Here is a 25,178-nt window from a genome sequence, read left to right on the forward strand (position 1 = left end):
ATCAGGCCAGCCTGTCCTCGAGCCCCCAGGCCTGACCGTAGCCGCCGGAGTCGACGGGTGCGGCCATCAGGTCGAGGAACGCCTTGGCGTCGAAGGCCTCCGGCCCGAGCACGCCGGTGCCCGACCAGGTGCCGGCGGCCAGCAGCTCGAGCGCGATCACGGGGTTGAGAGCGGTCTGCCACACGACGCACTGGGCCTCGTATTCGGCCATCGTCCACTCGTTGTCGCTCACGTGGTAGAGGTAGACCTCGCGCGGCTTCCCGTCGGTGCCGGTGCCCGTCACCCAGAGGCCGGCGCAGGTCTTGCCGGTCATGAAGGGGCCGAGGGTCGCCGGGTCGGGAAGGCCGGCAGCCACGACGTCGCGCGGGGCGACCTCGACCGGGCCGTTCGCCGACCGCACCTTCACGGGGGTGGTCTTGTCGAGGCCGAGCTGGTGCAGCGTCTTCAGGATGCCGATGAACTCGTTACCGAGCCCGTACTTGAAGGTGACGCGTTTCGCATCCACCCAGCGCGGCATCAGCAGCACCTCCTCATGCTCGACGTTCACGCACTCGACGTCGCCGATGCCCTCCGGAAAGGTGAAGACCTCGGGTTCGGAGAAGGGGGGCGTGGTGAACCAGCCGCGATCCTTCTCCCAGATGACGGGCGGGTTCAGGCACTCCTCGATCGTGGTCCAGATGGAGAAGGAGGGGGCGAAGATCTCGTTGCCGTCGGAGTCGCGCACCACGAGGTTCGCGCCGTCGCGGGTGCCCAGTTCGTCGATCTCGCTGAACAGATGGTCGGCGGCGTAGCGGGCGAAGACGTCGCTGAGGCCCGGTTCGACGCCGATGCCGACGAGCGCCAGTCGGCCGCTCTTCTCCCAATCGGGCGCCTGGGCGAACTGGTCGTCGCCGAGCTTCACGCCGGTCTCGGTGTACGGATCGGTGGGGTGCGGCTCGGAGAGGCTCATCGCCATGTCGAGGTAGTCGGCCCCCGCGGCGAGCGCGCCGGCGAAGATGGTGGGCACGAACTTGGGCTCCACGGCGTTCATCACGTGGGTGGCGCCGTGCTTCTCGGCCACGGCAGCCACGTCGTCGGGGTCGGAGGCGTCGATCCGGTCGGCGGCGAAGCGGGCGGCCACGTCGGCGCCGTGCTTCGCGGCGATCCAGGCGACCGTGCGCTCGGCCCGCGCCAAGTCGTAGTCGGTGACGACGAGCAGTTCGTAGAAGTCGCGGCGGGCGGCGATCTTCGCGATGGCGTCGCCCACTCCGCCGGCACCCACAAGGAGGATTCTCATGGGTCGACGTTACCGTTCGGGCGCGGTTCAGGCCAGGATGCTGTGACACCCCCACGGTGGGTCGACGTTACCGTCAGGGCGCGGTTCAGGCCAGGATGCTGTGACACCCCCACGGTGGGTCGACGTTACCGGTCGGGGCGCACTTCAGGCCAGGATGCCGCCGCCGTCGACCAGGATCTCGGAGCCGGTCGCGTAGTGCTGCTCCATCGCGTAGAGGTAGGCCTTCGCCACGTCCTCCACCTCCGCCACCCGCCCGAGCGGCACGGATGCACCCACCCCGGCATACATCGACTCCTGCTCGGCCGCGCTCAGTCCGGCCCAGAGCGGGCTCCGCACCACCCCGGGCGCGACCACGTTGACGCGGATCGGCGCGAGCTCGACCGCGAGCGCCCGCGTCGCCGAGATCATGGCCCCGGATGCCGCCGCCCCGAGCACCCAGCCGGCGCCCGAGCGGTGGGCGGCCGAGCCCGAGGTCAGCGTGATCGACCCGCTCGTCGCGAGCTGAGGGAGTGCCGCACGCACCGCGTCGAGCGCCGAGACCAGCCGCAGCGAGAAGAAATCTCGGGCAGCCTTCGCCGTGTAGTCGGCCAGCGTCACGGGGGTCAAGGTACCGGCGGCGGTGTACACGAGGTGGTCGAAAGGGCCGACCGCAGCGAAGAAGGCATCGAGGGCGACGGAATCGGAGGCGTCGACCGCGTAGCCTCCGGCCGCCGGGCCGAGCTGGGCGACCGCCGCCTCGACACGGGCCGGGCTGCTGGAGGCGATGACGACGCGGGCGCCGGCGGCGACGGCCGCGCGGGCCACCGCGAAGCCGATGCCGCTGCTGCCACCGAGAACGACGACGGTGGATGCGGAGAGAGACATGGTGGGGCTCGATTCAGACGGGAAACGGAATGGGATGCCTCCACTCTGCGACCCGGGCCGCCGCTTCGTCCAAGACCACTTCAGCATCGCTGCGATACCCGACGGGTATCACCGCGGCGCCCTACGCGCGCATCAATCGCACGGCGAGCTCGTGCAGCGCCTCGATCTCCGCCAACTCGTTGCGCGCTTCCGAAACCACCGCCACCTCGTTCGGCGGCAGGTCGTCGACGACCCGGTAGACGACATCCGGTCGCGTGTAGAAGCGCGCCGTCGACTCCGGCAGCACCACCACCCCGCGGAGGGCCGCCACCTGCTCGAGCTTCTCCTCGACCGTGTGCACCACCGGCCGACCGCGCCCCGCCTTCTGTGGGTCGACACCCGCTGACCGGAGCGCATCCCGCCACTCGGGAACCACATCCGGAGCCTGCAGCAGCCGCAGCGGCAGCAGATCGGCCAGCCGCACCCCCGCCGACGACGACGCCAGCTCGTGCGACGCCGGCAGCGCCACCACGCGCGGCTCGCCGAACAGCAGCGTCACCCGCAATCCGTCGCGGGAAATGGGCAGCCGCACGAAGCTCGCGTCGATGCGCCCGTCGTGCACCATCTCCACCTGGTCGTCCCACGAGGTGCGCACCACCTCCACGGTGAGCGCGGGGAACCGCTCCGTGAGCGCCCGCACCACCGGGGTCACGATCAGCCCCGGCATGAACCCGAGCCCGAGGCTCCGGCCGGCACGACTCCCCCGCCGCACCCGGCGCTGCAGCGCGGCGGCCTCGGTGAGGATGTCGCGGGCGTCGTCGCGGAGCGCCGTCCCGGCCGCGGTGAGCCGGGTGCCGCGCTGCGAGCGCTCGAAGAGCTCGGCGCCGAGCTCCTTCTCGAGGGCCGCGATCTGCCGGCTCAGCACCGGCTGGGCGATCCGCAGCCGCTCGGCGGCTCTCCCGAAGTTCAGCTCCTCGGCCACGACCGCGAAATACCGCAGCTTGCGCAGGTCGAGATCGGCCACGTCAGCGCACCCAGACCGGCGGATGCGCCCGCACGCGTTCGTCGTAGAGCTTCGCCGCGAACGGCGCCCAGAGCAGCACCGCGACCCCCGCGCCGAGCAGGAGGCCGCCGATGGTGTCGCTCAGCCAGTGCGCGCCGAGGTAGGTGCGGCTCGCCATCATGAGCAGCGTGTAGACGGAGCCGGCCACCCAGATCCACACCCGCACGAACACGATGCCGAGCGTCACCGCGAGGGTCGCCGCGTTGGCCGAATGGCCCGAGGGAAAGGAGCCGAAGTCGGAGACGACGAGGATCTGCTCCGGGCGCGGCCGCCCGATGGCGGACTTGAGAATCTGCACCAGCGCCGCGCTCACAATGATGGCGATCACGAAGTACAACGCTGCCCAGGGACGCCGGAAGAGCAGTAGCGCCACGATCACCACGATCGGCACCACGAACACCGCGATCACCCCGCCGCCGAGCGAGTTCATCACGAGCGACGGCACCACCCAGAACGGCGACCGGTGCTCGACCATCTCCTCCATCCACTCGGCATCGAACCCGAACGGCAGCAGGCGTTCGCGCACCACCACGATCGCGCCGAGTCCGAGCACGAGCAGCACAGCCACCGCACCCGATACGACCGGCCAGCGGCGGGCCACCTGGGCGGGAGCGGGAGCGGTCGACGCTCCCGGGGCGAGTACAGCGGGCGCGGCGCCGTCAGCGGCGTCGGGAGGGGCGTCGTGGCCGGCGTCGGAGGGCATCTCGCGAGACTACCCCGGTCGGCCGCATCCGGCAGCGCTCAGCGGGTGAGTGCAGGCACCCGCTTGGGGCGCACGATCAGCCAGAGCGACAGGATGCTCACCACGGCCGTGCCCGCCATCACCGACGCCATCGGGGTGGAGCTGCCGATGCCCAGCACGCCCACGAGCGGCGAGACGATGCCGGCCAGCCCGAAGTTCACGGCCCCCAGCAGCGAGGCCGCCGTGCCGGCTTCGTGCCCGTGCGCGTTGAGCGCCAGCACCTGCACGCAGGGGAAGGTGAGACCGCAGGCGAAGATGAAGAACCAGAGCGGAATCAATGTTCCGAGCAGCCCGAACCCGAGGTGGTCGAACAGGATGATCATGGCCGCGCAGGCCAGCAGCAGCACCGTCGAGACCGCGATGATCCACTGCGGCCCGAAGTACTTCGTGAGTCGCGCACTGAGCTGCGCTCCGCCCACCACACCGAGTGAGTTCACGGCGAAGACGATACCGAACTGCTGCGCGTCGAAGCCGTAGACCTGCTGGAAGAGGAAGGAGCTCGCCGAGAGGTAGGAGAACAGACCCGAGAACGTCATGCCCCCGATGATCGCGACCCCGACGAACACCGGATCGGTGAGCACCGCCCGATATCTCTGCCGAGTGGTGGTGTGGCCCGAGTCGTGCCGCCGTTCGACCGGGAGGGTCTCGCGTATCCACAGCGCCACCACGACGATGACGAGCGCCCCGTAGGCGGCCAGGAACCAGAAGATGCCGCGCCAGTCGATGACGAGCAGCAGCTGCGACCCGATCACCGGCGCCACGATCGGCGCGAGTCCGCTCACCAGCGCGAGGCGCGAGAGCATCACGACGAGCGGCCGCCCACCGAACAGGTCGCGCACCATCGCCATCGCCACCACGCCACCGGCCGCCGCGCCCATGCCCTGCAGCACCCGGAAGACGCCGAGGGTCCAGATGTCGGGTGCCACCGCGGCACCCACGCAGGCCACCACGTGCAGGCTCGAGGCGATGATGATGGGCATCCGTCGCCCCACCCGGTCACTCCACGGGCCCACCAGCAGTTGGCCGAGCGCGAAGCCGATCGTTGTGCCGGTGAGGGTGAGTTGGATGAGCGCGGCCGGCACGTCGAAGTCGGCTTCGAGCACCGGGAAGGCCGGCAGGTAGAGGTCGATGGTGAAGGGCCCGAGTGCGGTGAGTGCCCCGAGGATGATCACGTAGACCAGCCGCTGCCGGGTGGTGAGGGAGTCGCCGGGGTGAACGACGGTGATGGGCGATGTTGCTGTGGTCACGATGACATTCCTGCGGGCGCACTGCCGCGATCCGGGGGCCGACGATGGCGATTGTCCGCCCGGCAAGGAATCTCATCCCCCGGCGTCCAGAAAAGTCTAGGGCGTGAGACGCCGTGTTCGTCAGGTGACGACGACGGCGAGTCCTCGAGCGAGGAAGGATTCGCGCACCTCGTCGGCGATCCCCGAGGTGACCAGGGTGTCGAACTCCTCGATCGCGCCGATGCGGCCGAGGTCGACCCGCCCGACCTTCGAGGCGTCGGCCACGAATACGGCCCGATCGGCCGAGAGCAGCATGGCGCGCTTCACCTCTGTCTCGGCCAGGTTGACGTTGGTCGCTCCGCCTTCCGGATGCACGCCGGTGCCGCCGAGGAACGCCAGGTCGACGTGCAGCTCGTCGAGCACCTTCGCCGCGAAAGGCGCGACGAGGGAGTGCTGCAGTGGGCGCAGCGTGCCGCCGGTGACCACCACGGTGAAACGCGGAATGGCGGGTTCGAGGCTGAGGGCGGTGGTGAGGCTGTTGGTCACGATCACGAGGTCGTCGAGGTCGTCGCGTTCGAGGAGGGCTGCAGCGACGGCGGCGGGGGTCGTGCCGACGTCGAGGATGATGCTGTCGCCACTGCGCACGAGAGCGGCCGCGGCCACGCCGATGCGCCGCTTCTCGTCGGCCGACGTGGCGAGCGCCTGCTCGAAGGGCTCCTCGCGGAGCGAAGCGCCGCCCCGGAGCACCGCGCCGCCGTGCACCCGATCGATCGGGTTCTCGCGCTCGATGGCATCCAGGTCCGACCGGACGGTGACCTCCGAGACCCCGAATTCCCGACTCAGGTCGGCCACCCGCACGAACCCGGTCTCCGAGACGCGGGCCAGAATGCGCTCGCGCCGTACGGCCGCGGGGAGCTGCTCGAATTCGATGGCCATGCGCCGAGTTTCGAATACTTCGCTTTACTTGTCAATTCTCAAGGAGCATCCCGACTTGACTTGTGGTATCGAAAGTGGCTTACTCGTGGTGTGAAACAGCTCTCCCACGGCATCGTCAAGCGTGTGCACCACCTCTCCGACGGCCGCGAACTCATCTACTTCGACGACGCCGACACCACCCTCGCCCCGGAGCGGGCACCGGATGCCCGACCCCCCGCCGAGCGGCCCGCCGTCGCCTCCATGCGGCAGGACCCGCTGACCGGTGAATGGGTCTCCATCGCCTCCGCACGCCAGAACCGCGTGGTGCTCCCGCCCAAGCATCTCGACCCGCTTGCTCCGTCGACGCCCGACAACCTCACCGAGGTGCCGAGCAACTACGACGTGGCGGTGTTCGAGAACAAGTCGCCGTCGTTCGGACCGGATCTCGCCGCCGTCACCGGCGCATCCGGACGTTACGACGACTCGGCCGCGCTCGCCGAGCTCGGCCGCATCGGTCTCGGCCGCACCCGCCCCTCCGTCGGCCGCTGCGAGGTGGTGTGTTTCAGCCCCGACACCGACGGCTCGTTCGCGACGCTCTCCGAGTCGCGCGCCCGAACGGTGGTCGAGGCCTGGGCCGACCGCACGGCGGCGCTGTCGGCGATGCCCGGCGTCGAGCAGGTGTTCCCGTTCGAGAACCGCGGTGAGGCGATCGGCGTCACGCTGCACCACCCGCACGGCCAGATCTACGCCTACCCCTACATCACGCCGCGCACGCAGAAGCTGATCGCGTCGATCGAGAGCTACGGGCCCACGCTCTTCGCCGACATCCTCGCCTTCGAGCAGGAGTCGGATCGTGTGGTCTACCGGGGCGAGCACTTCACCGCGTTCGTGCCGTTCGCCGCCCGCTGGCCTCTGGAGCTGCACCTGCTCCCCCACCGCCACGTGCCCGACTTCGCCGGCCTGACGGAGGAGGAACGCGACGAGCTGGCGGTGCTCTACCGGCGCCTCCTGCGGGCCGTCGATGCCGTCTACGACACCCCCACCCCCTACATCTCCGCCTGGCACCAGGCGCCGGTGCACGCCCACCGCGACGACATCCGCCTCATGCTGCAGATCACCTCGCCTCGCCGCGCGGCCGACAAACTGAAGTTCCTGGCGGGCTCGGAGGCGGCCATGGGAGCCTTCATCGGAGACGTGCTCCCGGAGACCAGCGCGGCCTTGCTGCGCGAAGCCCTCGAACGATCGGACCAGAACCTGTGAACGCCGCCTCCTCCCTCCAACACTCCGTGGTCGACGGATTCGCCGCCCGCTTCGGTGAGGCGCCGGACTCGCTCTGGTCGGCACCCGGCCGGGTGAACCTGATCGGCGAGCACACCGACTACAACGACGGCTTCGTGCTGCCCTTCGCGATCGACCGCCGCACCGTCATGGCCGTGCGTCGTCGTGACGACCGCGTCATCCGCATCGCCACGTCGTTCGCACCCGAGACCGTCGAGATCGCCCTCGACGACATCTCGCCCGCGACGGTCAGCGGTTGGTCGGCCTACCCGCTCGGCATGGTGTGGGGCGCGACGGAGTTCGGCTCGGTGCTCGACGCGGCCTTCGGTTTCGACGCCTACCTGGAGTCCGACATCCCTGTCGGCGCCGGCCTCTCCTCCTCCGCGGCGCTCGAGAGCGTATTCGGCCTCGCCATCACCGAGCTGTGGTCGCTCGGCTACGACCGCCAGTCGATCGCGCGGATCGGCCAGTTCAACGAGAACCAGGTCGTCGGCGCCCCGACCGGCATCATGGACCAGTCGGCGTCGCTCCTCGGTGAGCAGGACTCCGTGGTGCTGCTCGACTGCCGCTCGCTCGATGCCTCTGTGATCCCCCTCGGTCTCTCCGACTCCGGTCTCACCATCGCGGTCATCGACACCAAGGTGGCGCACGAGCACGCGACCGGTGGATATGCGGCACGCCGCGCATCCTGCGAGCTCGGTGCGCAGCTGCTCGGCGTGACCTCGCTCCGCGACCTGACGGTCGACGACCTCCCGCGCGCCTCGCGCGAGCTCGACGACGAGACCTTCCGCCGGGTGCGGCACGTCATCACCGAGAACGAGCGCGTGCTCGAGACGGTGCGCACCCTGCGCGACCAGGGCGCCACCGCGATCGGCCCGCTGCTGGATGCCTCGCACGTCTCGATGCGCGACGACTTCGAGATCTCGGTGCCCGAACTCGACCTCGCGGTCACCACGGCCCAGCAGCACGGCGCGATCGGAGCCCGGATGACCGGCGGCGGCTTCGGCGGATCGGCGATCGCCGTCATCCCCGCCGCCAAGGTCGAGGCCCTGCGCACCGCCACGCTCGCCGCGTTCGCGGCGGCGGGCTTCGGCGCCCCCGACGTCTTCACGGTCACCCCCACCCGAGGCGCCACCCGCGAGCCGCTTTCCTACTGACTCCGCGTCCGACTCGTCCCAAATCGGGCAGAATCCCAGGATTTCGCCCCATTTGGGACGAGTCACCACCGCGAGGGATCAGTCCCGCACGATGAGGGCGGCGAGGAGCGCCGGGTCGGAGGCGCCGGGAACCTCGCCGGTCACACGACCGGCGGACATGCCGATTACTCGGTCGCAGACGCCCAAGAGCTCCGCGAGGTCGGTGGAGGCGATCACCACTGCCTTGCCCGAGCGGGCGATGCGGGCGAGGCCGGCGTGCACCTCGGCACGCTCGGCGGGCGTCGCACCGGCGGTCGGGTCGCCGAGCAGCAGCACCTGTCGATCCGAGGCCGCGAACTCTTTCACCAGCCCGCGGATCTGGTCGCCCTGCGACCCCTCGCGGCTGAGTGAGCGCACGGCACCGAGCAGCTTCCCGCCCCAGCCGTCGCCCGGCCCGAGGTCGCTGTCACGGTCGACGAGCCCGGCTTTGACGAGGCCCGGCAGTTTCGACGAGGAGACCGGCACCGCGATGCCACCGACGAACCGCACCCGGTACTGCGGCGCATCCGTCGAGGCGAAGAAGAGGCCCGCGGCGATCGCCTGCTCCACCGTCTCGGTCTTCACGACGGCGCCGCGCACCGACGCCGTGCCACTCGGCCGGGTGCCCGCGGAGTTGCCGTACACGCTGAGCAGCAGCGCCTGCGCGCCCGCGCGGCGGAGACCCGCGATGCCCACGATCTCGCCCGCATGCACCACGAGATCGGCGCCGTCGACGAGCAGGGCGTCGGGGTCGAGCGGATCGTGGGCGCTCCAGTCGGTGATGCGCAGGAGCTCCGGTCGGGTGGCAGCCTGCTCGGCAGAGGCGAGCTCGCGTTCGGCTGCGACCCCGGGCTGCCGGTCGACGAGCTCGCGCAGGATGTGCGCGCGCACGCGTTCGGCCGCGGCCGCCCCGTCGGCCCATTCGGATCGTGGATGCTCCGCCACAACCGCGGAATCACGCACCACCACGAGTCGGTCGGCATACCCCAGGGCCTGCCGCGGCTTCTGCGTGAGCACCAGCACCGCGACCCCGCGGTCGAGCACCGAGCGCAGCACCCGGAAGAAGCGGCCGGTATCGGCCTCGCCGAGTCGCGCCGCCGGTTCGTCCAGCACGATCGAGGTCGCCGAGCGTGCGAGTGCGCGGGCCAGCTCCACGATCAGCCGGTCGTATTCGCCCAGCTCGCGGGCACGCATCCCGGGCGTCAACTCCGAGCCGAGCCCTTTCAGGATCTCAGCGGTGGCGGCCCGGGTGCCCTCCCAGTCGATGCCGAGCGGGAACGGCCCCAACCGCTTCTTGCGTTCGTTGCCGAGGAACACGTTCTCGGCCACGTCGAAGTTCGGTGAAATGCCCCGACGGATGCCGATGAGTGCTGTGGCAGGCATTCCGCCGGCGGAGGCGGCCGACGCCGTGCCGCCGGCGACGATGCGGTCGGTCACCTCGCGGAGCACGACGTCGAGGCCCGATCCGTTTTCCCCGCACACGGCGACCAGTTCGCCGGCGGCAGCGCCGATGACGTCGCCCGTTGCGAGGGTGAACTGCACGCCGCCATCCGTCGGGTTGCTCATACCGCTGCTCATGCTCATGCCTTAATCACGGTGCAACGCTAGCCGCGCAACGCACAACGCACCGCGACCCGCCGATTTCCGCCCTCATCCAGAGAATGGAGGGCGGAAATCGGCGGGTCGCGAGGAGGAGCGAAACGCCTGCGGCTCAGCGGCCGCCGGAGCGGCGTCGGTTGTAGACGTCGAAGGCCACGGCCAGAAGCAGCACCAGGCCCTTGACCACCTGCTGCCATTCGATACCGATTCCGAGGATCGACATACCGTTGTTCAGCACACCGATGATCAGACCACCGATGATCGCGCCGCCGATGGTTCCCACACCACCCTGCACCGCAGCACCACCGATGAAGGCCGCCGAGATGGCCTCGAGTTCGAAGCCGTCACCGGCCTTCGGCCCGGCGAGGTTGAGGCGGGCCGTGAAGATGAGGCCGGCGAGTGCCGCCAGGAAGCCCATGTTCACGAAGAGCCAGAAGGTGACGCGACGGGTCTTGATGCCCGACAGCTCGGCCGCGTGCAGGTTTCCACCGATGGCGTAGATGTGGCGCCCGAAGGTCGAGCGGTTCATCACGATGCCGTAGATGAGCACGAGCACGGCGAGCACGATGAGCGTGACCGGGATGCCCTTGTAGGTGGCGAGGGCGAAGGCGAACAGACCGATCGCCACGGCGACCAGGATGAGCTTGGTCACGAACCAGGCGAAGGGCTCGACCTCCTGGTTGTAGCTCTGACGCGCCCGGCGGGTGCGGAACTGCTGCACGAACAGGGCGATGATCGCGATGGCGGCGATGCCGAGTGTCAACGGGTCGAGCTGGAACTCACCGAACAGGTTCGTGAGGAACCCGTTGCCGAGAGCACGGTACTCCACCGGGAACGAGCCGATGTTGGCGTTGCCGAGCACGACGAGCGCGAGACCGCGGAATATGAGCATGCCGGCGAGCGTCACGATGAACGCCGGTATGCCCACGAAGGCGATCCAGAAGCCCTGCCAGACGCCCACCAGAGCTCCCACGAGCAGCGAGAGGATGATCGAGAGCCACCACGGCAGCCCCCATTGCACCGCGAACACACCCGAGACGGCACCCACGAAGGCGGCGACCGAACCGACCGAGAGGTCGATGTGGCCGGCGATGATGACCATCACCATGCCGATCGCGAGAACGAGGATGTACCCGTTCTGCACGATCAGGTTGGAGATGTTCTGCGGCCGCAGCAGGATGCCGTTGGTGAGGATGCTGAACAGCACCACCACGAGCACCAGGGCGATGAAGATGCCGTTCTTGCCGAGGTCGCCCAGGATGTGGCTGAGGCGATCGGTGAACTTGTTCTCGACCGGGTTGACCTGCGCGCCCGCGGCGGTCGAGTCGGATGGCTTGGTTTCCAAGTCAGACATAGTCGTTGTTTCTCCTCTCCGGTAGCGCGGGCGCTAGCGGGGCTTTTCCATGGTCATGAGTTTGAGAAGGGCTTCGGGACTGGCGTCCTCGATCGGCAGTTCACCGGTGATCCGTCCCTCGGAGAGGGCGTAGATGCGGTCGCAGATGCCGAGCAGCTCCGGCAGCTCCGAAGAGATGACGATGATGCCCTTGCCCGCCGCCGCGAGCTTGTTGATGATGCTGTAGATCTCGTACTTCGCGCCCACGTCGATGCCCCGGGTGGGCTCGTCGAGAATGAGCACGTCGGGGTCGGAGTAGATCCACTTCGAGAGCACGACCTTCTGCTGGTTTCCGCCCGAGAGCTTCCCGGTCTTCGACAGCACGCTCGGAGCCTTGATGTTCATGCTCTTGCGGTACTCGTTCGCGACCTGGAACTCTTTGCCGTCGTCGACGATGCCGAAGCGTTCGAGTTTGTCGAGCGCCGCCATCGAGATGTTGCGCTTGATGTCGTCGATCAGGTTGAGCCCGTAGGTCTTGCGGTCTTCGGTGGCGTACGCCAATCCGTTCTGGATGGCCTCGGACACCGTGCGGGTCTTCACCTCTTTGCCGTCGATGAAGACGCGTCCCGAGATCTTCGTGCCGTAGGTGCGGCCGAACAGGCTCATCGCGAACTCGGTGCGCCCGGCGCCCATGAGCCCTGCGATGCCCACGATCTCGCCGCGACGCACGTTGAGGTTGACGGCATCCACCATGACCCGGGTGGAGTCCTGCGGGTGGTGCGCCGTCCAGTCCTCGACCCGGAGGATCTCTTCGCCGATGTGCGGCGTGTGGTCGGGGTAGCGGTGCTCTAGGTCGCGGCCCACCATGTCTTTGATGATGCGCTCTTCGGTCACATCCGTCTTGGCGATGGTCTCGATGGTCTTGCCGTCGCGGATGACGGTGACCGTGTCGGCGACCTTCTTGATCTCGTTCAGCTTGTGACTGATGATGATCGACGTGATGCCCTGCTCCTTGAGGTGCAGGATGAGGTCGAGCAGGTGGTCGGAGTCCTCGTCGTTGAGCGCCGCGGTCGGCTCGTCGAGGATGAGGAGCTTCACCCGCTTGGAGAGAGCCTTCGCGATCTCCACCAGCTGCTGCTTGCCGACGCCGATGTCCATGATCTTCGCGGTCGGGTTCTCGCGCAGGCCCACGCGGGCGAGCAGCTTCGCCGCTTCGTGATTGGTCTTGTTCCAATCGATCAGCCCGAGCGCGCCCTTCTGCTCGTTGTTGAGGAAGATGTTCTCGGCGATCGAGAGGAACGGGCTGAGCGCCAGCTCCTGGTGGATGATGACGATGCCCTTGGCCTCCGAGTCGCGGATGTCGCGGAACTCGACGGTTTCGCCCTCGAACACGATGTCGCCGTCATAGGTACCGTGCGGGTAGACCCCCGACAGCACCTTCATGAGGGTCGATTTGCCGGCGCCGTTCTCACCGCAGATCGCGTGCACTTCACCGCGCTTGACGTCGACGGTCACGTTCTGAAGGGCTTTGACGCCCGGAAATGTCTTCGTGATGCTTCGCATCTCGAGGATGTTCGTTCTCGCCTGGATGTCATCCGTCATGCGCGATTGCCTGCTTCCTTGCCAGTGGCCTGTACCTTACTCGCCGGGTGCTGACCCGGCACATCCGCCCCGCCCACGCGTGCAGGCGGGGCGGGGCGGATGCCGTGGAGAAGGGCTGACTAGCCCTTGATCTCGTCTTCGGTCCAGTAACCGGACTTGACCAGGACGTCGTTGATGTTGTCCTTGACGACGATCTGCGACTCGAGCAGGTAGGAAGGAACGACCTTCACACCGTTGTCGTAGTCGGTGGTGTTGTTCGTCTCGGGCTCGTTGCCCTCCAGCAGAGCGGTCGCCATGTCGACGGCCACCTTCGCCAGGTTGCGGGTGTCCTTGAAGATCGTGGCGAACTGCTCACCGGACTCGATGGCCTTGACCGAGTCGAGCTCCGCGTCCTGACCCGAGATGGTGGGCCATTCAGCGCCGACCGAGTAACCGGCGTCGGTGAGAGCGGAGATGATGCCACGCGAGATGCCGTCATAGGGCGAGAGCACCGCGTTGACCTTCGAGCCGTCGGAGTAGGTCGACGTCAGCAGGTTCTCCATGCGCTTCTGGGCGGTCTCGCCATCCCAGCGGAGCGTTGCAGCCTGCTCGAAGTCGGTCTGGCCGCTCTTCACGACGAGGGTTCCCTTGTCGATGAAGGGCTGGAGCGTGTCGATCGCACCATCCCAGAAGAAGGTCGCGTTGTTGTCGTCGGGCGAACCGGCGAACAGCTCGATGTTGAACGGGCCGGCGGGAGCACCGTCAGTCGGGGCGCCCTCGAGGTCGACCAGGCCCAGGCCGTTGAGCACCGAGTTGGCCTGCTGAACGCCGACCTTGTAGTTGTCGAACGACGCGTAGTAGTCGACGTTCTCGGTGTCGCGGATGAGGCGGTCGTAGGCGATGACGGGGATGTCGTTGTCGGCGGCCTCCTGCAGCACGCTGGTGAGCGTGGTGCCGTCGATCGACGCCACGATGAGTGCCTTGGCGCCCTTCGTGATCATGTTCTCGATCTGCGAGACCTGCGTGGGGATGTCGTCTTCCGCGTACTGCAGGTCGACGGTGTATCCGGCGTCTTCCAGCTGCGACTTGACAGCGTCGCCGTCCTGGATCCAGCGCTCGGAGGACTTGGTCGGCATCGCGACGCCGATCAGGCCGCCGTCTCCGCCGCCGGCGCTGTCTTCGGTGCTCGTTCCTCCGCTGGCGCACGCTGCGAGGCTGACCATCAGTGCACCCGCGGCGACTCCCGCGAGCAGTGTCTTGATCTTCACTGTGTTTCCTTTCGTATTTCTGTGAGGGACTTCTTCGTCTTGGGTCAAGGTGAGAGTTGTGAGGCGAGCCGGTAGCGCTCGTCGAGCGCGTCCTGCGCGATGGGGATCGGCTCGCCGAGCTGGCGGGCCAGGTGTACGGCCCGGGCGGCGTCTTCGACCAGCACGGCCGAGCGCACGGCGCTGCGCGCATCCGGACCGATGGTGAAAGGGCCGTGGTTCTGCATCAGCACGGCGGGCGAGCGATGACCGCTCAAGGTCTCCACGATGCCGCGGCCGATCGCGTCGTCGCCGATCACGGCGAAGGGACCGACCGGGATCTCGCCGCCGAACTCGGCCGCGATGGCGGTCGTGACGCAGGGGATCGGCTCACCGCGGGTGGCCCATGCGACGGCGTAGGGCGAGTGCGTGTGCACGACGCCGCCGACCTCGGGCATGTTCCGGTAGACGTAGGCGTGCGCGGCGGTGTCGCTCGACGGCGTACGCGAGGCGCCCGGGGTGCCCTGCACCACGGTGCCGTCGAGGTCGCAGAGGATCATGTTCTCGGGTGCGAGCTGCTCGTAGGAGACGCCGGAGGGCTTGATCACGAAGAGGTCGGCGCCGGCCACCCGGCCGGAGACGTTTCCGCCCGTCCACACCACGAGCCCGTAGTTCATGAGCTCGGCGTGCAAGTTCGCGATCTCGGCGCGGAGGCGGGCGATGCCCACCTCGAGCTCCGGCCCGAAGCCGCTCACCGCAATGCCCCTGGCATCGGCTGGCTGCTCGTCGTCACGCGACTGACTCCTTTGTCTCTCTGAGTGTGACCGTTCACATTCGGTCTGATGTGAACGGTCACATCGGATCATCATGTTAGTCCCACAAGGGATTACCGTGTCAACCCGGAAAGATATCGGTTCGGTAACCGAGCCTCCGGTCGAAAGCGGCGATCAGGCGGCGGGAGGCGCCGTCGATCGGCGGACGACCAGCGTCGGGATGACCGAACCGGGCGCCTCCGCCCCCTCCGGAGCGTCATCCTGGCCGATCAGCAGCGCCACGCACCGGCGCCCGAGTTCCGCGAAATCCTGGCGCACCGTCGTCAACGGCGGCCAGAAATGGGCGGCCTCCGGGATGTCGTCGAAACCCACGACGCTGACGTCGCGCGGCACGTCGAGCCCGACGTCGTGAATGGCGTGTATGAGCCCCAACGCCATCTGGTCGTTCGACGAGAAGATGGCGGTGAAATCGCGCACGCGGAGCAGTTCGAGGCCCGCGTGATAGCCGAACTCCGCGGTCCAGTCGCCGAGGATCGGTGCCGTCGTGGGCACGTCCTGGTCGCTCATCTCGCGCAGGAACCCCTCCATCCGGGCCTCCGCCTCGATCCAGTCTTGGGGGCCGGCGAGGTGGTAGATGCCGCGGTGGCCGAGTTCGATCAGGTGCCGGGTGATCATCCGGGCGCCCGTCATCTGGTCGACCGACAGGGCGTGGTCGTTCAGCCGCCCGGTCGTCTGCAGCGTCACGAACGGCAGGTCGAGCTGCATCTCGGCGAGGGTGTCGAACACGCGCACCTGCGGCGCGATCACCACGATCCCCTCCACCGCCTGGTCGAGCAGGTGGGTGATCGCCCGGGCGATCGACGGTGAATCGGCGCCTTCGGCGTTCGCGGTGACCACGAGGTAGCCCTGCAGAACGGCGGCCTCCTCGATGGCCTGGATGCTCGACGCCGGCCCGTATTCCGACCGCGAGGAGGTGAGCACCCCGATGGTTCGCGACCGGCTGGTGACGAGGGCTCTCGCCGCGCGGTTCGGGCGGTACTGCAGCTCACTCATCACCTCGAGCACGCGGCTCTTGGTTTCTTCGCGGATGCTCGGGTGATCGTTCAGCACCCGGGAGACCGTCTGATGCGAGACCCCGGCCAATTTCGCGACGTCGCGGATGCTCGGGGCACGGGGCCGCTTCGCCTCGGAAGGGGGTTCGAAGGTCACGTATCCGCTCGCATCAATGCCGGTGTGCACGTTCACACAGCGTGGACGCAGTTACATTATGCACACTTCGGCCGCCGAGGCGTGGCGGAGAATGTGACTGTCACACGACGCTTTCACACGTCGAGTGACAGTCACATCCGGGCGATGTCACCGCGAACCGGCGGTGGTCATCACCTGACTCGCCCGAACCGGACGAGTCGAGAAGGTGACCCGATCGCCCGATCCGTCGTCGGTGCGAACGGTGAGCCCGGCCGCCTCGGCGGCGAGGCCACGCCAGGCGAGCGCCCGCTCGACCGCAGGGTCGTCGCGGCGATCACGGTCGTACTCGACCACGAAGTCGGGAGCGAGGATGGCGCCCGCTTCGGCGAACTGCCGATGGGCCGAACGGATCAGTGCAGCGCCCCAGATTTCGGGGTGCGGCAGCGAGGCGTCGACCGCCAGGCACCGGAGCTCCACGGGGTGCACCGAGCCGACCGGACCCCACCAGACACCGCGGGCGACCGGCCGGTCGTCGACGAATGCGAGCCAGGTCCAGTCGCGCCGCAGCGTGCCCGCGGCAAGACCACGACCGAACTGCAGTGCGTCGATCCAGTGAACGGGATCGGGATTGAGGAATTCGAGAAGCGCCCGATCATGGGCGCGACTGATAGATGTGAACACGAGAAGACTTCTTCCATTGAGATGACCAGCGAGGAGGTGCTGACTCGGCGCGGAGGGCGCAGGAGGCGCCGGGCGCGGATGGCGCGGTGCGCGGAGTCAGTACGCGCCCGGCGAGGGGGCGCTTTCTGGCGGAGAGCCAGGCGGGCAGTCGAGAAGGACTAGCCTGCGAAGCTCCGGATCGGGGAAAGCGCCGGCATGATGGAAATCATGGAGCTCACTTCCCTTCTCAATCTCAAGGCGACAGTCTGTCGCGGTTTCTGAGATTAGCGGGCGGCGCAGCATGGGCGCAACCCTTTTCGGGGAATCCGATCGACGGATTCCCCGAAGCCGGTCAGTGGCCGCCTGGCGCTCCCGTGCGGCGGGGCAGCGTGAACACCAGCAGGAAGGCGAGCACGGCGAAGCCGACGCTGACTGCCATGGCGGATGTCGCACTGGCTCCGAATCCGGTGGCGACCGCATCCGGGGTCTGACCGCTGATCACCAAGGTGCCGAAGAAGACGCTGCCGATCACCGCGATTCCCACGGCGCTCCCGACCCGTTGCATGGCGCTGATGACGCCGCTCGCGGCCCCCGCTTCCGAGCGGTCGACGGTTGCCACGATGAATTGGGCGTTCGGGGCGATGAACAGGCCGTTGCCGAGGCCGGCGATCAGCAGCGGAGCGATCAGCTCCCAGTTCGTGAGGTCGGAGGGGTCGGTGAGCAAGAACACCAGCCAGACCCAGGCGAGGCCCACGGCCACGGCGGCCGTGCCGATCACGAGCACCCGGCGGCCGAGCAGCTGGGCGAGCCGGCCGCTCTGCGAGGATCCGACGATCGAGCCGATGGCGAACGGGATGGAGACGACTCCCGACTCCAGGGCCGTGTGGCCGAGCCCGGCCTGCCAGAGGATAGAGATGGTGAAGAAGATGCTCGTGAAGGCGGCGAAGTACACCAGGGCGAGGATGACGCCGCCCGTGAAGGAGGCGTGCCGGAACAGACGCGGAGGAACCAAAGGGCTGCGGCCGCGCTTGGCGTAGGCCACCTCCCAGGCTCCGAAGGCCACGATCAGGAGAGCGCCGGCGCCGAGCGAGAGGAAGGTCCAGAGCGGCCAGCCCTCGTCTTCCCCCTGGATGAGCGGCACCAGCAGAGCCACCAACCCCGCTGAGACGAGCACCAGCCCGAGCCAGTCGATGCCGGCCTTGACCGGTGAGGCCGACGCCGCCGGCCCGTTGATCGACGTGGACACCGCATCCGATTCCCGGCGACCGGGCAGCAGGATGGCGGCGGCGATCAACGTGGCGATTCCGATGGGCAGGTTCACGCCGAACACCAGACGCCACCCGTTCTCGGCACCGAAGGCCTCGATGATGAGTCCGCCCACGATCGGGCCGAGAGCCGACGAGACACCGATGACGGCGCCCATGATGGCGAAGGCCTTGCCGCGCGAACGGAACGGGAACAGCAGTTGGATGTATGCCGTGACCGCGGGAACGAACATGCCGCCGGCCAGACCCTGCACGATGCGCGACACCACGAGCTGCAGGTCGTTCTGCGAGAGCCCGCAGGCCAGGCTCGCGACGGTGAACAGGGCGACACCGGTGAAGAAGACCCACTTGTGGCCGATCCGGTCGCCGATCCGACCCGCCGGGATGAGGGCAAGGCCGAACGCCAGAGCGTAGCCCGAGATGATCCACGAGAGCGTCGCCTCGGAGGCGTCGATCGAGGTGCGGATGCTCGGCAGCGCGACGTTCACGATGGTCGTGTCGAGCAGCGCGATGAACATGCCGGCCAGCAACACGATCAGGGCTTGCCACGCGCGCCGCGGAATCGCGGGCGCCGTCGGGGCGCTCGGGGTGCTCGAGGCGCTCGGGATGGGACGTGCTTCGTCAGTCATGTGCGTGGGCCTTTCGCGCCTGTTCGTCGGCGATGATGTCGGGGAGGAGGGAGAGCAGGTGTTCGTGCGAGTCGACCTCGGCGCTCAGCCGGTCGACCCGGTGCTGCATCACCCAGGCCTCGGCGCGCGAGAGGTAGGGAGCGGCGGCGCGGGCCAGGAATTCCTGTTCGGAGAGCTTGGTGCGCAAGGCGAGCATCCGGGTCTCGATCACGAGAGGCAGTGCGTCGAGCGTGCCGGGGTCGAGTCTCGCCATCGCCAGGTCGAACGGATCGTTGCGGAAGTCGACCGTGCTGAGACCGGTTTCGCGCAGGGTCGCGAGCGCGCGCCGACCCTCTGCCGTGATCTCGAACACCTGCCGCTCGGGATACGACCCCTCGCGCTCGACCCTCACCTCCTCGATCAGCCCTTCGTTGGCCAATCGTTTGATGGCGCCGTAGAGCGAGCCGACCGACACATCCGTCCAGAGATGGATGCGTTCCTCCTCGGCCAGCAGCCGCAGCTGGTGGCCGTGCATCGGGCCCGCGGAGTCGAGGCTTCCGAGAATGAAGAGTCGAATGGATGACACGCGACTACTCTCGCATGACTAGTTGCGTGACGTCAACCGAGCCCGCTCTTTTGCGTGGGCGCGGGCCGTGAAATATGTTGTCACTGAGAACTTTTAGTCCGCCCGCATCGCTCAGGCCCCAGGAGACACACCAATGACGCTCGTCGCCGGAATCGACTCGTCCACCCAGAGCTGCAAGGTCGCCATCCGTGACCTCGCGACCGGGGAGCTGGTGCGCCAGGGCCGCGCGGCCCATCCGTCGGGCACCGAGGTCGATCCGCAGGCCTGGTGGGAGGCGTTGGGCTCCGCGATCGCCGACGCCGGCGGCTTCGACGACGTGGCGGCCGTGTCGATCGCGGGGCAGCAGCACGGCATGGTGGTGCTGGATGCCGCGGGAGAGGTCATCCGCCCCGCCCTGCTCTGGAACGACACCCGTTCCGCGGGGGCCGCGGCCGAGCTCATCGCCGAGTTCGGGGCAGCCGCACTCGCCGCCCGCACCGGATCGGTGCCGGTCGCGTCGTTCACCGCCACGAAGCTGCGGTGGCTGCGGGATGCCGAGCCCTCTGCCGCCGACCGCGTCGCCGCCGTCGCGCTCCCCCACGACTGGCTGACCTGGCGCCTGCGCGGCTTCGGGCCGGCATCCGCGAGCCCGCTCGGGCCGGTGCTCGACGAGCTCGTGACCGATCGCTCGGATGCGAGCGGCACCTCCTACTGGAACCCGACCGCGGGCGCCTACGACCACGAGCTGCTCGTGGCCGCCCTCGGTCATGATGCCGTGCTGCCCCGGGTTCTCGGGCCGGCAGAGTCGGCGGGCACGACCGTCGCACTCTCCGCTCCCGGGCTGCCCACCCTTCCGGCCGGAATCGTGGTGGGGCCCGGCGCCGGCGACAACGCCGGAGCGGCACTCGGACTCGGCGCCACCGAAGGCGATGTCGTGGTGTCGATCGGCACGAGCGGCACGGTCTTCGCCGTCACGGGCGAACCGTCGGCCGACGAGAGCGGCACGGTCGCCGGGTTCGCGGATGCCTCGGGCGCGTTTCTTCCGCTGGTCGCCACGCTGAACGCGGCGCGCATCCTCGACGCCACCGCAGCGCTGCTCGGAGTCGACCACGACACGCTCGGGTCGCTCGCGCTCGCCGCGGCGCCGGGCGCCGACGGACTCGTGCTGCAGCCCTACTTCGAGGGCGAGCGCACGCCGAACCTGCCGGACGCCACCGCGACCCTGTTCGGCATGACCCTCGCCTCGACCACCCGCGAGGGCCTCGCACGCGCCGCCATCGAGGGACTGCTCTGCGGTCTCGCCGACGGGCTCGACGCGCTGCGCCGGGTGGGCGTCGAGCCGTCGCGCATCCTGTTGATCGGCGGAGCGGCGATGAATCCCGCCGTGCAGGCGATCGCGGCCCAGGTGTTCGATGTGCCGGTGACCGTGCCCGAGCCCGGGGAGTACGTGGCCGACGGCGCCGCCGTGCAGGCCGGCTGGGCGTTCAGCGGCACCCGCCCGACGTGGGGCGTCTCGGTGGCGGCGTCGCCCGCTGCCGACTTCCGCTCCGTCATCCGCGAGCAGTACGCGGCGCGCGCCGCGCGCTAGTCAGCCCTTGGTGGCGCCGGCCGTCAGGTCGGCCTTCCAGAACCGCTGCAACGAGACCATCAGCACCACGAGCAGGATCGCCGAGACCGCCGAGCCGGTGACGACCAGCTGGTAGAACATCGGGTCGCGCTGGGTCTGCGAGTTCCAGAGCGTGAGCCCCAGCGTGATGGGGAAGGTCTCGGTGCGGTTCAGCATCACGAGCGGAAGCAGGTAGTTGTTCCAGATCGTGACGAACTGGAACAGGAAGATCGTGACCAGAGCGGGCATCATCATCCGGGTGGCGATGGACCCGAAGATGCGCAGGTCGCCGGCGCCGTCGATGCGGGCCGCCTCGATCACCTCGTCGGGCACCGCGGCGTTCGCGTGGATGCGCGCCAGGTACACGCCGAACGGGCTCACCATGCTCGGCAGCAGCACCGCCCAGTACGTTCCGGTCAGCCCCACCGAGTTGAGCAGGAAGTACAGCGGCAGCGCGATGACCGTGGCGGGAACCAGCACGCCACCGAGGATGATCGAGAACAACGTCTCGCGGCCCCGGAAGACGTACTTCGCGAGCGCATACCCGCAGGCCGCCGAGATGACCATCGCCACGAAGGCGCCGACCGCGGCGTAGAGCACGCTGTTCAGAATCCAGACGGAGAAGATGCCGTTGTCCTGCGTGAAGACGTTCACGAGGTTCTGCCAGGCCTGCGGCGAATCGGAGAACCAGAGACCGAAGCTGTTGAACAACTGCCCCGGCGTCTTCGTGGCGGCGATGAGCACCCAGACGATCGGCAGCAAGAAGTAGATGCCGGCCAGCACGAGGATGCCGTTCACGACGATCGAGCTGCCGACCGGTTGCTTGATGCGCTGCGAGCGGGCTCGGGTGCGGTCGTTCGAACTCTTCTGGGCGCCGGGGCGCGAGCGGTACTGCGAGCGGTTCACCACGCGCGGTTTCCCTTCCGGTTGACCAGGCGCAGGAAGCCGAACGAGAACACGAAGCCGATCACGGCCACGATGACGGCCATGGCGGCGGCGAGGCTCGGGTTGCCCTCGGCGAACGACTGGTTGTAGGCGGCGAGGTTCGGTGTGAAGTCCGAACTGATCGCCGTGGTGAGCGGGCGGAGCACGAGCGGTTCGACGAACAGCTGCAGCGTGCCGATGATGGTGAAGACCGTGACGAGGATGACGGATGGACGAACCAACGGAAGCTTGATGTTCCAGGTGATCGACCATTCGGATGCGCCGTCGATGCGGGCGGCCTCGTACAGTTCGGTCGGGATCGCGTTCAGAGCTGCGATCAGGATGAGCATGTTGTAGCCCGCGAAGCCCCACAGCGCGATGTTCGCGATGGCGAACAGCACACCGCTGGACGACAGCGGGTCGATGTCGATTCCGACGGCTGCGAGTCCCTGGAGCACCGGACTGGTGGCGGGGATGTAGAGGAAGCCCCAGAGCAGGGCGGCGATGACGCCGGGCACGCCGTACGGCACGAAGTAGAGCACGCGGAAGAAGCGGGGCCAGCGGGCCCGCGCCGATTCGAGCAGCAGGGCGAGACCGAGCGCGGTCACCACCATGAGCGGCACCTCGATCAGCGAGAACAGCAGGAGCCGGCCGAGGCTCTCGACGAACGACGGCGTGCTGAGGGCGGCGGTGTAGTTGTCGAGGAAGACGAAGACCTTCTCCGGCGCCCCGAAGCCGAGGCCGGAGGCCTTCGTGGAGAACAGGCTGTCGACGATCGCGTAGATGATCGGCGCGATGAAGAACAGCGCGAACATGATCACGAAGGGAAGCGTCAGAACCCAGAGGGCGGGCCGGAAGCGCCGCTTCGGGCGGGTGGCGGTGAGTGTCATTGTCGTATCTGTTCCTCGACTCGGGTGTCGGGTGGAGAACGGGGCGGGGTGCCTGGGCACCCCGCCCCGCGCGTCGTCAGTTGACGGAGATCCCCTTGGCCTTCAGGGCAGCGACCATGTCGTCCTGGGTCTTCGTGTAGGCATCCGTCAGCGGGGTGCCACCCTCGACCGCGCTCTTGACGTTGTCGGTGAGCGAGGAGAACAGGGTGGAGGACAGCGGCGGCCACTTCCAGGAGGTGTCCACCGCGGCATCCGAGGCGGCGAAGACGTCCCAGATGTCCTGCCCTCCGTAGAAGGAGAACACGTCGGGGTCGTTCTGCAGCGAGGTGATCTGCGAGGTGTCGGCGATGGCGGGCCAGCCGGCACCGACGTTCGTGAGGATGTTCACGCTCTCCGGGTCGGAATTCAGCCAGAGTGCGAACTCTGCCGCCTCCTTCGGGTGCTTCGAGCCCTTGAGCACGGCGCTCGCCGAGCCACCGGCCCAGGTGGCCGAGACGTCTTGACCGGCCTGCCACTGCGGCATGGCGCCGACGGCCCACTTGCCTGCGGTGTCGGGCGCGGTTCCGCGGAGGATCGCATCGGCCCACGAGCCGGAGATCCAGGTCGCGACGTTTCCGTTCTGGATGTCGGCGTTCCACTCGCTCGAGAAGTCGGCCTCGATCTTCACGAGGCCCTCGTCGATCAGCTTCTGCCAGAACTCGGCCACCTTGAGGGTGGACGCATCGGCGATGTCCACGTTCCAGGCGTCGTCGGAGGTCGAGAACCAGTTGGCCCCGCCCTGCTGCGAGAGGCCGATCAGCCAGGGCGCCTGGTTGAACGCGAACGCGGTGATGTACTTGTTCGGGTCGGAGGCGTGGATCGTCTTCGCGGCCTGGTAGTACTCGTCCCAGGTGGTGGGGTACGCGATTCCGAGCGAGTCGAAGATGTCTTTGCGGTAGAACTGGCCGAGCGGGCCCGAGGCCTGCGGCACGGCGTAGACCTTGTCGTTGAAGACGCCGGTGTCCCATTGCCAGGGCACGAACAGGTCGGAGGAGTCGCCGACGTAATCGGTGATGTCTTCGAGCGCGTCGTTGACGAGGAAGTCGGGGATGGCGTCGTAGCCGAGCTGAGCGACGTCGGCGGGATTGCCCGCCTGCACAGCCGACAGCATCTTGGCGTAGCCGCCGTCGGGGCCGGCGGTGACCGTCTCCAGCGTCACCTTGACGTCGTCGTGGGAGGCGTTGAACGCGTCGACCGCCTGGTCGATGTTCGGCACCCAGGACTGGAAGGTGATCTGCACGGGGTTCTCGGCCGAGGCGGTCGACGCAGTGTCGCCGCCGCTGCTCGAGCAGGCGGCGAGGCTCGCGGCGACACCGACGGTGACGACGCCGGCGATTGCCAGCCGGATGGATCGATGGGTTCGGAGTCCGAACATCATGCTCCTTTGCAAAAATGTGATGCGAGGGTCGGGATGTGGTGCGAACCGAGATTACGTCGAAGCGAATGCCCTAATACATGGTGGATCGCGTCGAATCCATGGACATTTCTACGGCCGCGCCGCACTATCAACCCTTTCGCTGCGCGCGGTACACCGAGGGGCTCACGCCGTGCGTGCGACGGAATTGACGCGAGAAATAGAACTGGTCGTGCATCCCGACCTCCCGGCCGACCTCCGCGATGGGCAAGGTCGTGGTGTCGAGGAGCCTGCGCGCCCGGGCCATCTTGAGTGCGGTGTGGTGGGCGAGCACCCCTCCGCCGGTCGCGTCGCGGAACAGCGCGCTCAGGTGCGACGACGACACCCCCACCAGCGCGGCGAGCTCCGGCACCCGGATGGCGCCGTCGACGCGTTCCTCGAGGTAGCGCATGGCGCGCTCGAGCGGTTCGCCCTGCTCGGGGAGCCGACGATCGACGGCGAGCTGGGTGAGCATCCGCCACGCCATTCCCGCGGTCGAGAGCAGTCGCGCCGGCGACTGGTCTCGTTCGAGCGACGCGACGATCTCATCGAGCATGGCCGTCACCCGGTCGATGGCACGGAGCGACACCGTGATGCGACTCGGCTCGATGTCGGCCGCCTCCACCAGCTCCGGCACGTCGGCGCCCCGCACATGGCACCACCAGATCGTCCATGGCTCGGTCTCAGAAGCTCCATAGGAGTGCGGCACGCCGCCCGGGATCACGATCGCCGTGGAGGGACCGATGCGTGTCTGCACCCCCTGCGCCTCCACCCAGCCCGACCCGGCGACGCAGACGATCACGATCGTCTCCTCCGCTCCAGCCGGTCGGTGACGCCCGTGAGCATGGGCATGCGGAAAATATCCGGCATCGGTGACGACCAGCCGTCGGGTGACCGGCCGAGCGAGCGCCTCGGCCACGAGCGGGCGAGGCACCACACACAACCGTTGATTGTCGAAGCCGACCGCGCGTTCCATGGCGCAATTCTGCCAT

Annotated in this window: 22 protein-coding genes; 3 read left to right on the forward strand and 19 right to left on the reverse strand. The window is 68.2% G+C overall.

Annotation, left to right across the window (positions count from 1 at the left end; translation table 11 throughout):
• Nucleotide 1: 1 nt before the first annotated feature.
• From N1027_RS01605 to N1027_RS01630, 6 genes are all read right to left on the reverse strand, one after another.
• Entirely contained in the window at nt 2–1,276 is a 1,275-nt protein-coding gene (locus tag N1027_RS01605) for a saccharopine dehydrogenase family protein (RefSeq protein ID WP_259504399.1), read from the reverse strand.
• A 144-nt stretch (nt 1,277–1,420) separates the two neighbouring features.
• Nucleotides 1,421–2,140: an SDR family oxidoreductase gene (locus N1027_RS01610; RefSeq protein ID WP_259504406.1), complete on the reverse strand. Its 720-nt coding sequence runs from the start codon at nt 2,138–2,140 to the stop codon at nt 1,421–1,423.
• A 121-nt stretch (nt 2,141–2,261) separates the two neighbouring features.
• Nucleotides 2,262–3,143, reverse strand: coding sequence for a LysR family transcriptional regulator (locus N1027_RS01615; RefSeq protein ID WP_259504408.1), 882 nt, complete (start codon nt 3,141–3,143; stop codon nt 2,262–2,264).
• Between the two features lies 1 nt (nt 3,144).
• Nucleotides 3,145–3,885 (reverse strand): phosphatase PAP2 family protein, encoded by a 741-nt coding sequence (locus tag N1027_RS01620; protein ID WP_259504410.1) that lies wholly within the window; start codon nt 3,883–3,885, stop codon nt 3,145–3,147.
• A 38-nt stretch (nt 3,886–3,923) separates the two neighbouring features.
• A complete protein-coding gene (locus tag N1027_RS01625) occupies nt 3,924–5,171 on the reverse strand; it encodes a multidrug effflux MFS transporter (RefSeq protein WP_259504412.1) in 1,248 nt (415 codons plus the stop codon).
• Between the two features lie 120 nt (nt 5,172–5,291).
• The gene (locus tag N1027_RS01630) at nt 5,292–6,086 is read right to left on the reverse strand and encodes a DeoR/GlpR family DNA-binding transcription regulator (protein WP_259504413.1); all 795 of its coding nucleotides are present in this window, start codon (nt 6,084–6,086) and stop codon (nt 5,292–5,294) included.
• Between the two features lie 90 nt (nt 6,087–6,176).
• Between N1027_RS01630 and galT the strand changes: the two genes are divergently transcribed.
• Together galT and galK are read left to right on the forward strand one after the other, a co-directional pair.
• Nucleotides 6,177–7,325 carry a galactose-1-phosphate uridylyltransferase gene (gene galT / locus N1027_RS01635; RefSeq protein WP_259504415.1) on the forward strand — a complete coding sequence of 383 codons (1,149 nt, stop codon included), beginning with the start codon at nt 6,177–6,179 and terminating at the stop codon, nt 7,323–7,325.
• Nucleotides 7,322–8,500 carry a galactokinase gene (galK, locus tag N1027_RS01640; RefSeq protein ID WP_259504418.1) on the forward strand — a complete coding sequence of 393 codons (1,179 nt, stop codon included), beginning with the start codon at nt 7,322–7,324 and terminating at the stop codon, nt 8,498–8,500. Before galT ends, galK begins: the two co-directional genes overlap by 4 nt.
• 78 nt (nt 8,501–8,578) lie before the next feature.
• Here galK and N1027_RS01645 read toward each other — a convergent pair whose 3' ends face one another.
• From N1027_RS01645 to N1027_RS01685, 9 genes are all read right to left on the reverse strand, one after another.
• Nucleotides 8,579–10,096: an ATP-binding cassette domain-containing protein gene (locus N1027_RS01645; RefSeq protein WP_259504420.1), complete on the reverse strand. Its 1,518-nt coding sequence runs from the start codon at nt 10,094–10,096 to the stop codon at nt 8,579–8,581.
• 133 nt (nt 10,097–10,229) lie between these two features.
• Nucleotides 10,230–11,471 carry a multiple monosaccharide ABC transporter permease gene (gene mmsB / locus N1027_RS01650; RefSeq protein WP_259504421.1) on the reverse strand — a complete coding sequence of 414 codons (1,242 nt, stop codon included), beginning with the start codon at nt 11,469–11,471 and terminating at the stop codon, nt 10,230–10,232.
• A gap of 33 nt (nt 11,472–11,504) precedes the next feature.
• Nucleotides 11,505–13,052 carry a multiple monosaccharide ABC transporter ATP-binding protein gene (gene mmsA, locus N1027_RS01655; protein WP_259504433.1) on the reverse strand — a complete coding sequence of 516 codons (1,548 nt, stop codon included), beginning with the start codon at nt 13,050–13,052 and terminating at the stop codon, nt 11,505–11,507.
• A gap of 119 nt (nt 13,053–13,171) precedes the next feature.
• Nucleotides 13,172–14,299, reverse strand: coding sequence for a multiple monosaccharide ABC transporter substrate-binding protein (chvE, locus tag N1027_RS01660; protein WP_259504435.1), 1,128 nt, complete (start codon nt 14,297–14,299; stop codon nt 13,172–13,174).
• Between the two features lie 44 nt (nt 14,300–14,343).
• Entirely contained in the window at nt 14,344–15,030 is a 687-nt protein-coding gene (locus tag N1027_RS01665) for an L-ribulose-5-phosphate 4-epimerase (RefSeq protein WP_259504438.1), read from the reverse strand.
• Between the two features lie 192 nt (nt 15,031–15,222).
• Complete coding sequence (locus tag N1027_RS01670) at nt 15,223–16,293, reverse strand: LacI family DNA-binding transcriptional regulator (protein WP_372499647.1); 1,071 nt, start codon at nt 16,291–16,293, stop codon at nt 15,223–15,225.
• A 111-nt stretch (nt 16,294–16,404) separates the two neighbouring features.
• Nucleotides 16,405–16,917 carry a hypothetical protein gene (locus N1027_RS01675; protein WP_259504440.1) on the reverse strand — a complete coding sequence of 171 codons (513 nt, stop codon included), beginning with the start codon at nt 16,915–16,917 and terminating at the stop codon, nt 16,405–16,407.
• Between the two features lie 331 nt (nt 16,918–17,248).
• Nucleotides 17,249–18,790, reverse strand: a complete 1,542-nt coding sequence (locus tag N1027_RS01680) for an MFS transporter (RefSeq protein ID WP_259504442.1) — start codon at nt 18,788–18,790, stop codon at nt 17,249–17,251.
• Complete coding sequence (locus N1027_RS01685; protein ID WP_259504443.1) at nt 18,783–19,355, reverse strand: PadR family transcriptional regulator; 573 nt, start codon at nt 19,353–19,355, stop codon at nt 18,783–18,785. Before N1027_RS01685 ends, N1027_RS01680 begins: the two co-directional genes overlap by 8 nt.
• 133 nt (nt 19,356–19,488) lie before the next feature.
• On the opposite strand from N1027_RS01685, the gene xylB reads away from it, so the two are divergent.
• Nucleotides 19,489–20,922 (forward strand): xylulokinase, encoded by a 1,434-nt coding sequence (gene xylB / locus N1027_RS01690; protein ID WP_259504445.1) that lies wholly within the window; start codon nt 19,489–19,491, stop codon nt 20,920–20,922.
• Here xylB and N1027_RS20070 read toward each other — a convergent pair whose 3' ends face one another.
• From N1027_RS20070 to N1027_RS01710, 4 genes are all read right to left on the reverse strand, one after another.
• Nucleotides 20,923–21,849, reverse strand: coding sequence for a carbohydrate ABC transporter permease (locus N1027_RS20070; RefSeq protein ID WP_259504447.1), 927 nt, complete (start codon nt 21,847–21,849; stop codon nt 20,923–20,925).
• Nucleotides 21,843–22,754: a carbohydrate ABC transporter permease gene (locus N1027_RS01700; RefSeq protein WP_259504449.1), complete on the reverse strand. Its 912-nt coding sequence runs from the start codon at nt 22,752–22,754 to the stop codon at nt 21,843–21,845. The genes N1027_RS20070 and N1027_RS01700 overlap by 7 nt, the downstream gene beginning before the upstream one ends.
• A gap of 76 nt (nt 22,755–22,830) precedes the next feature.
• Nucleotides 22,831–24,168, reverse strand: coding sequence for an ABC transporter substrate-binding protein (locus N1027_RS01705; protein WP_259504451.1), 1,338 nt, complete (start codon nt 24,166–24,168; stop codon nt 22,831–22,833).
• Nucleotides 24,169–24,298: 130 nt separating this feature from the next.
• Nucleotides 24,299–25,162 (reverse strand): AraC family transcriptional regulator, encoded by an 864-nt coding sequence (locus N1027_RS01710; RefSeq protein ID WP_259504452.1) that lies wholly within the window; start codon nt 25,160–25,162, stop codon nt 24,299–24,301.
• Nucleotides 25,163–25,178: the final 16 nt, after the last annotated feature.

This window comes from Herbiconiux aconitum (genome assembly GCF_024979235.1).
GTDB classification, from domain to species: Bacteria; Actinomycetota; Actinomycetes; order Actinomycetales; family Microbacteriaceae; genus Herbiconiux; species Herbiconiux aconitum.

Excerpts from the sequence above, each read along its gene's own strand:
- N1027_RS01610 (WP_259504406.1), bottom strand. The coding sequence starts at position 2,140 with ATGTCTCTCTCCGCATCCACCGTCGTCGTTCTCGGTGGCAGCAGCGGC.
- xylB (WP_259504445.1), top strand. The coding sequence starts at position 19,489 with ATGACGCTCGTCGCCGGAATCGACTCGTCCACCCAGAGCTGCAAGGTC.
- N1027_RS01710 (WP_259504452.1), bottom strand. The coding sequence starts at position 25,162 with ATGGAACGCGCGGTCGGCTTCGACAATCAACGGTTGTGTGTGGTGCCT.
- N1027_RS01680 (WP_259504442.1), bottom strand. The coding sequence starts at position 18,790 with ATGACTGACGAAGCACGTCCCATCCCGAGCGCCTCGAGCACCCCGAGC.
- N1027_RS01645 (WP_259504420.1), bottom strand. The coding sequence starts at position 10,096 with ATGAGCAGCGGTATGAGCAACCCGACGGATGGCGGCGTGCAGTTCACC.
- mmsA (WP_259504433.1), bottom strand. The coding sequence starts at position 13,052 with ATGACGGATGACATCCAGGCGAGAACGAACATCCTCGAGATGCGAAGC.
- N1027_RS01705 (WP_259504451.1), bottom strand. The coding sequence starts at position 24,168 with ATGTTCGGACTCCGAACCCATCGATCCATCCGGCTGGCAATCGCCGGC.
- N1027_RS01700 (WP_259504449.1), bottom strand. The coding sequence starts at position 22,754 with ATGACACTCACCGCCACCCGCCCGAAGCGGCGCTTCCGGCCCGCCCTC.
- N1027_RS01620 (WP_259504410.1), bottom strand. The coding sequence starts at position 3,885 with ATGCCCTCCGACGCCGGCCACGACGCCCCTCCCGACGCCGCTGACGGC.
- N1027_RS01630 (WP_259504413.1), bottom strand. The coding sequence starts at position 6,086 with ATGGCCATCGAATTCGAGCAGCTCCCCGCGGCCGTACGGCGCGAGCGC.
- N1027_RS01605 (WP_259504399.1), bottom strand. The coding sequence starts at position 1,276 with ATGAGAATCCTCCTTGTGGGTGCCGGCGGAGTGGGCGACGCCATCGCG.
- mmsB (WP_259504421.1), bottom strand. The coding sequence starts at position 11,471 with ATGTCTGACTTGGAAACCAAGCCATCCGACTCGACCGCCGCGGGCGCG.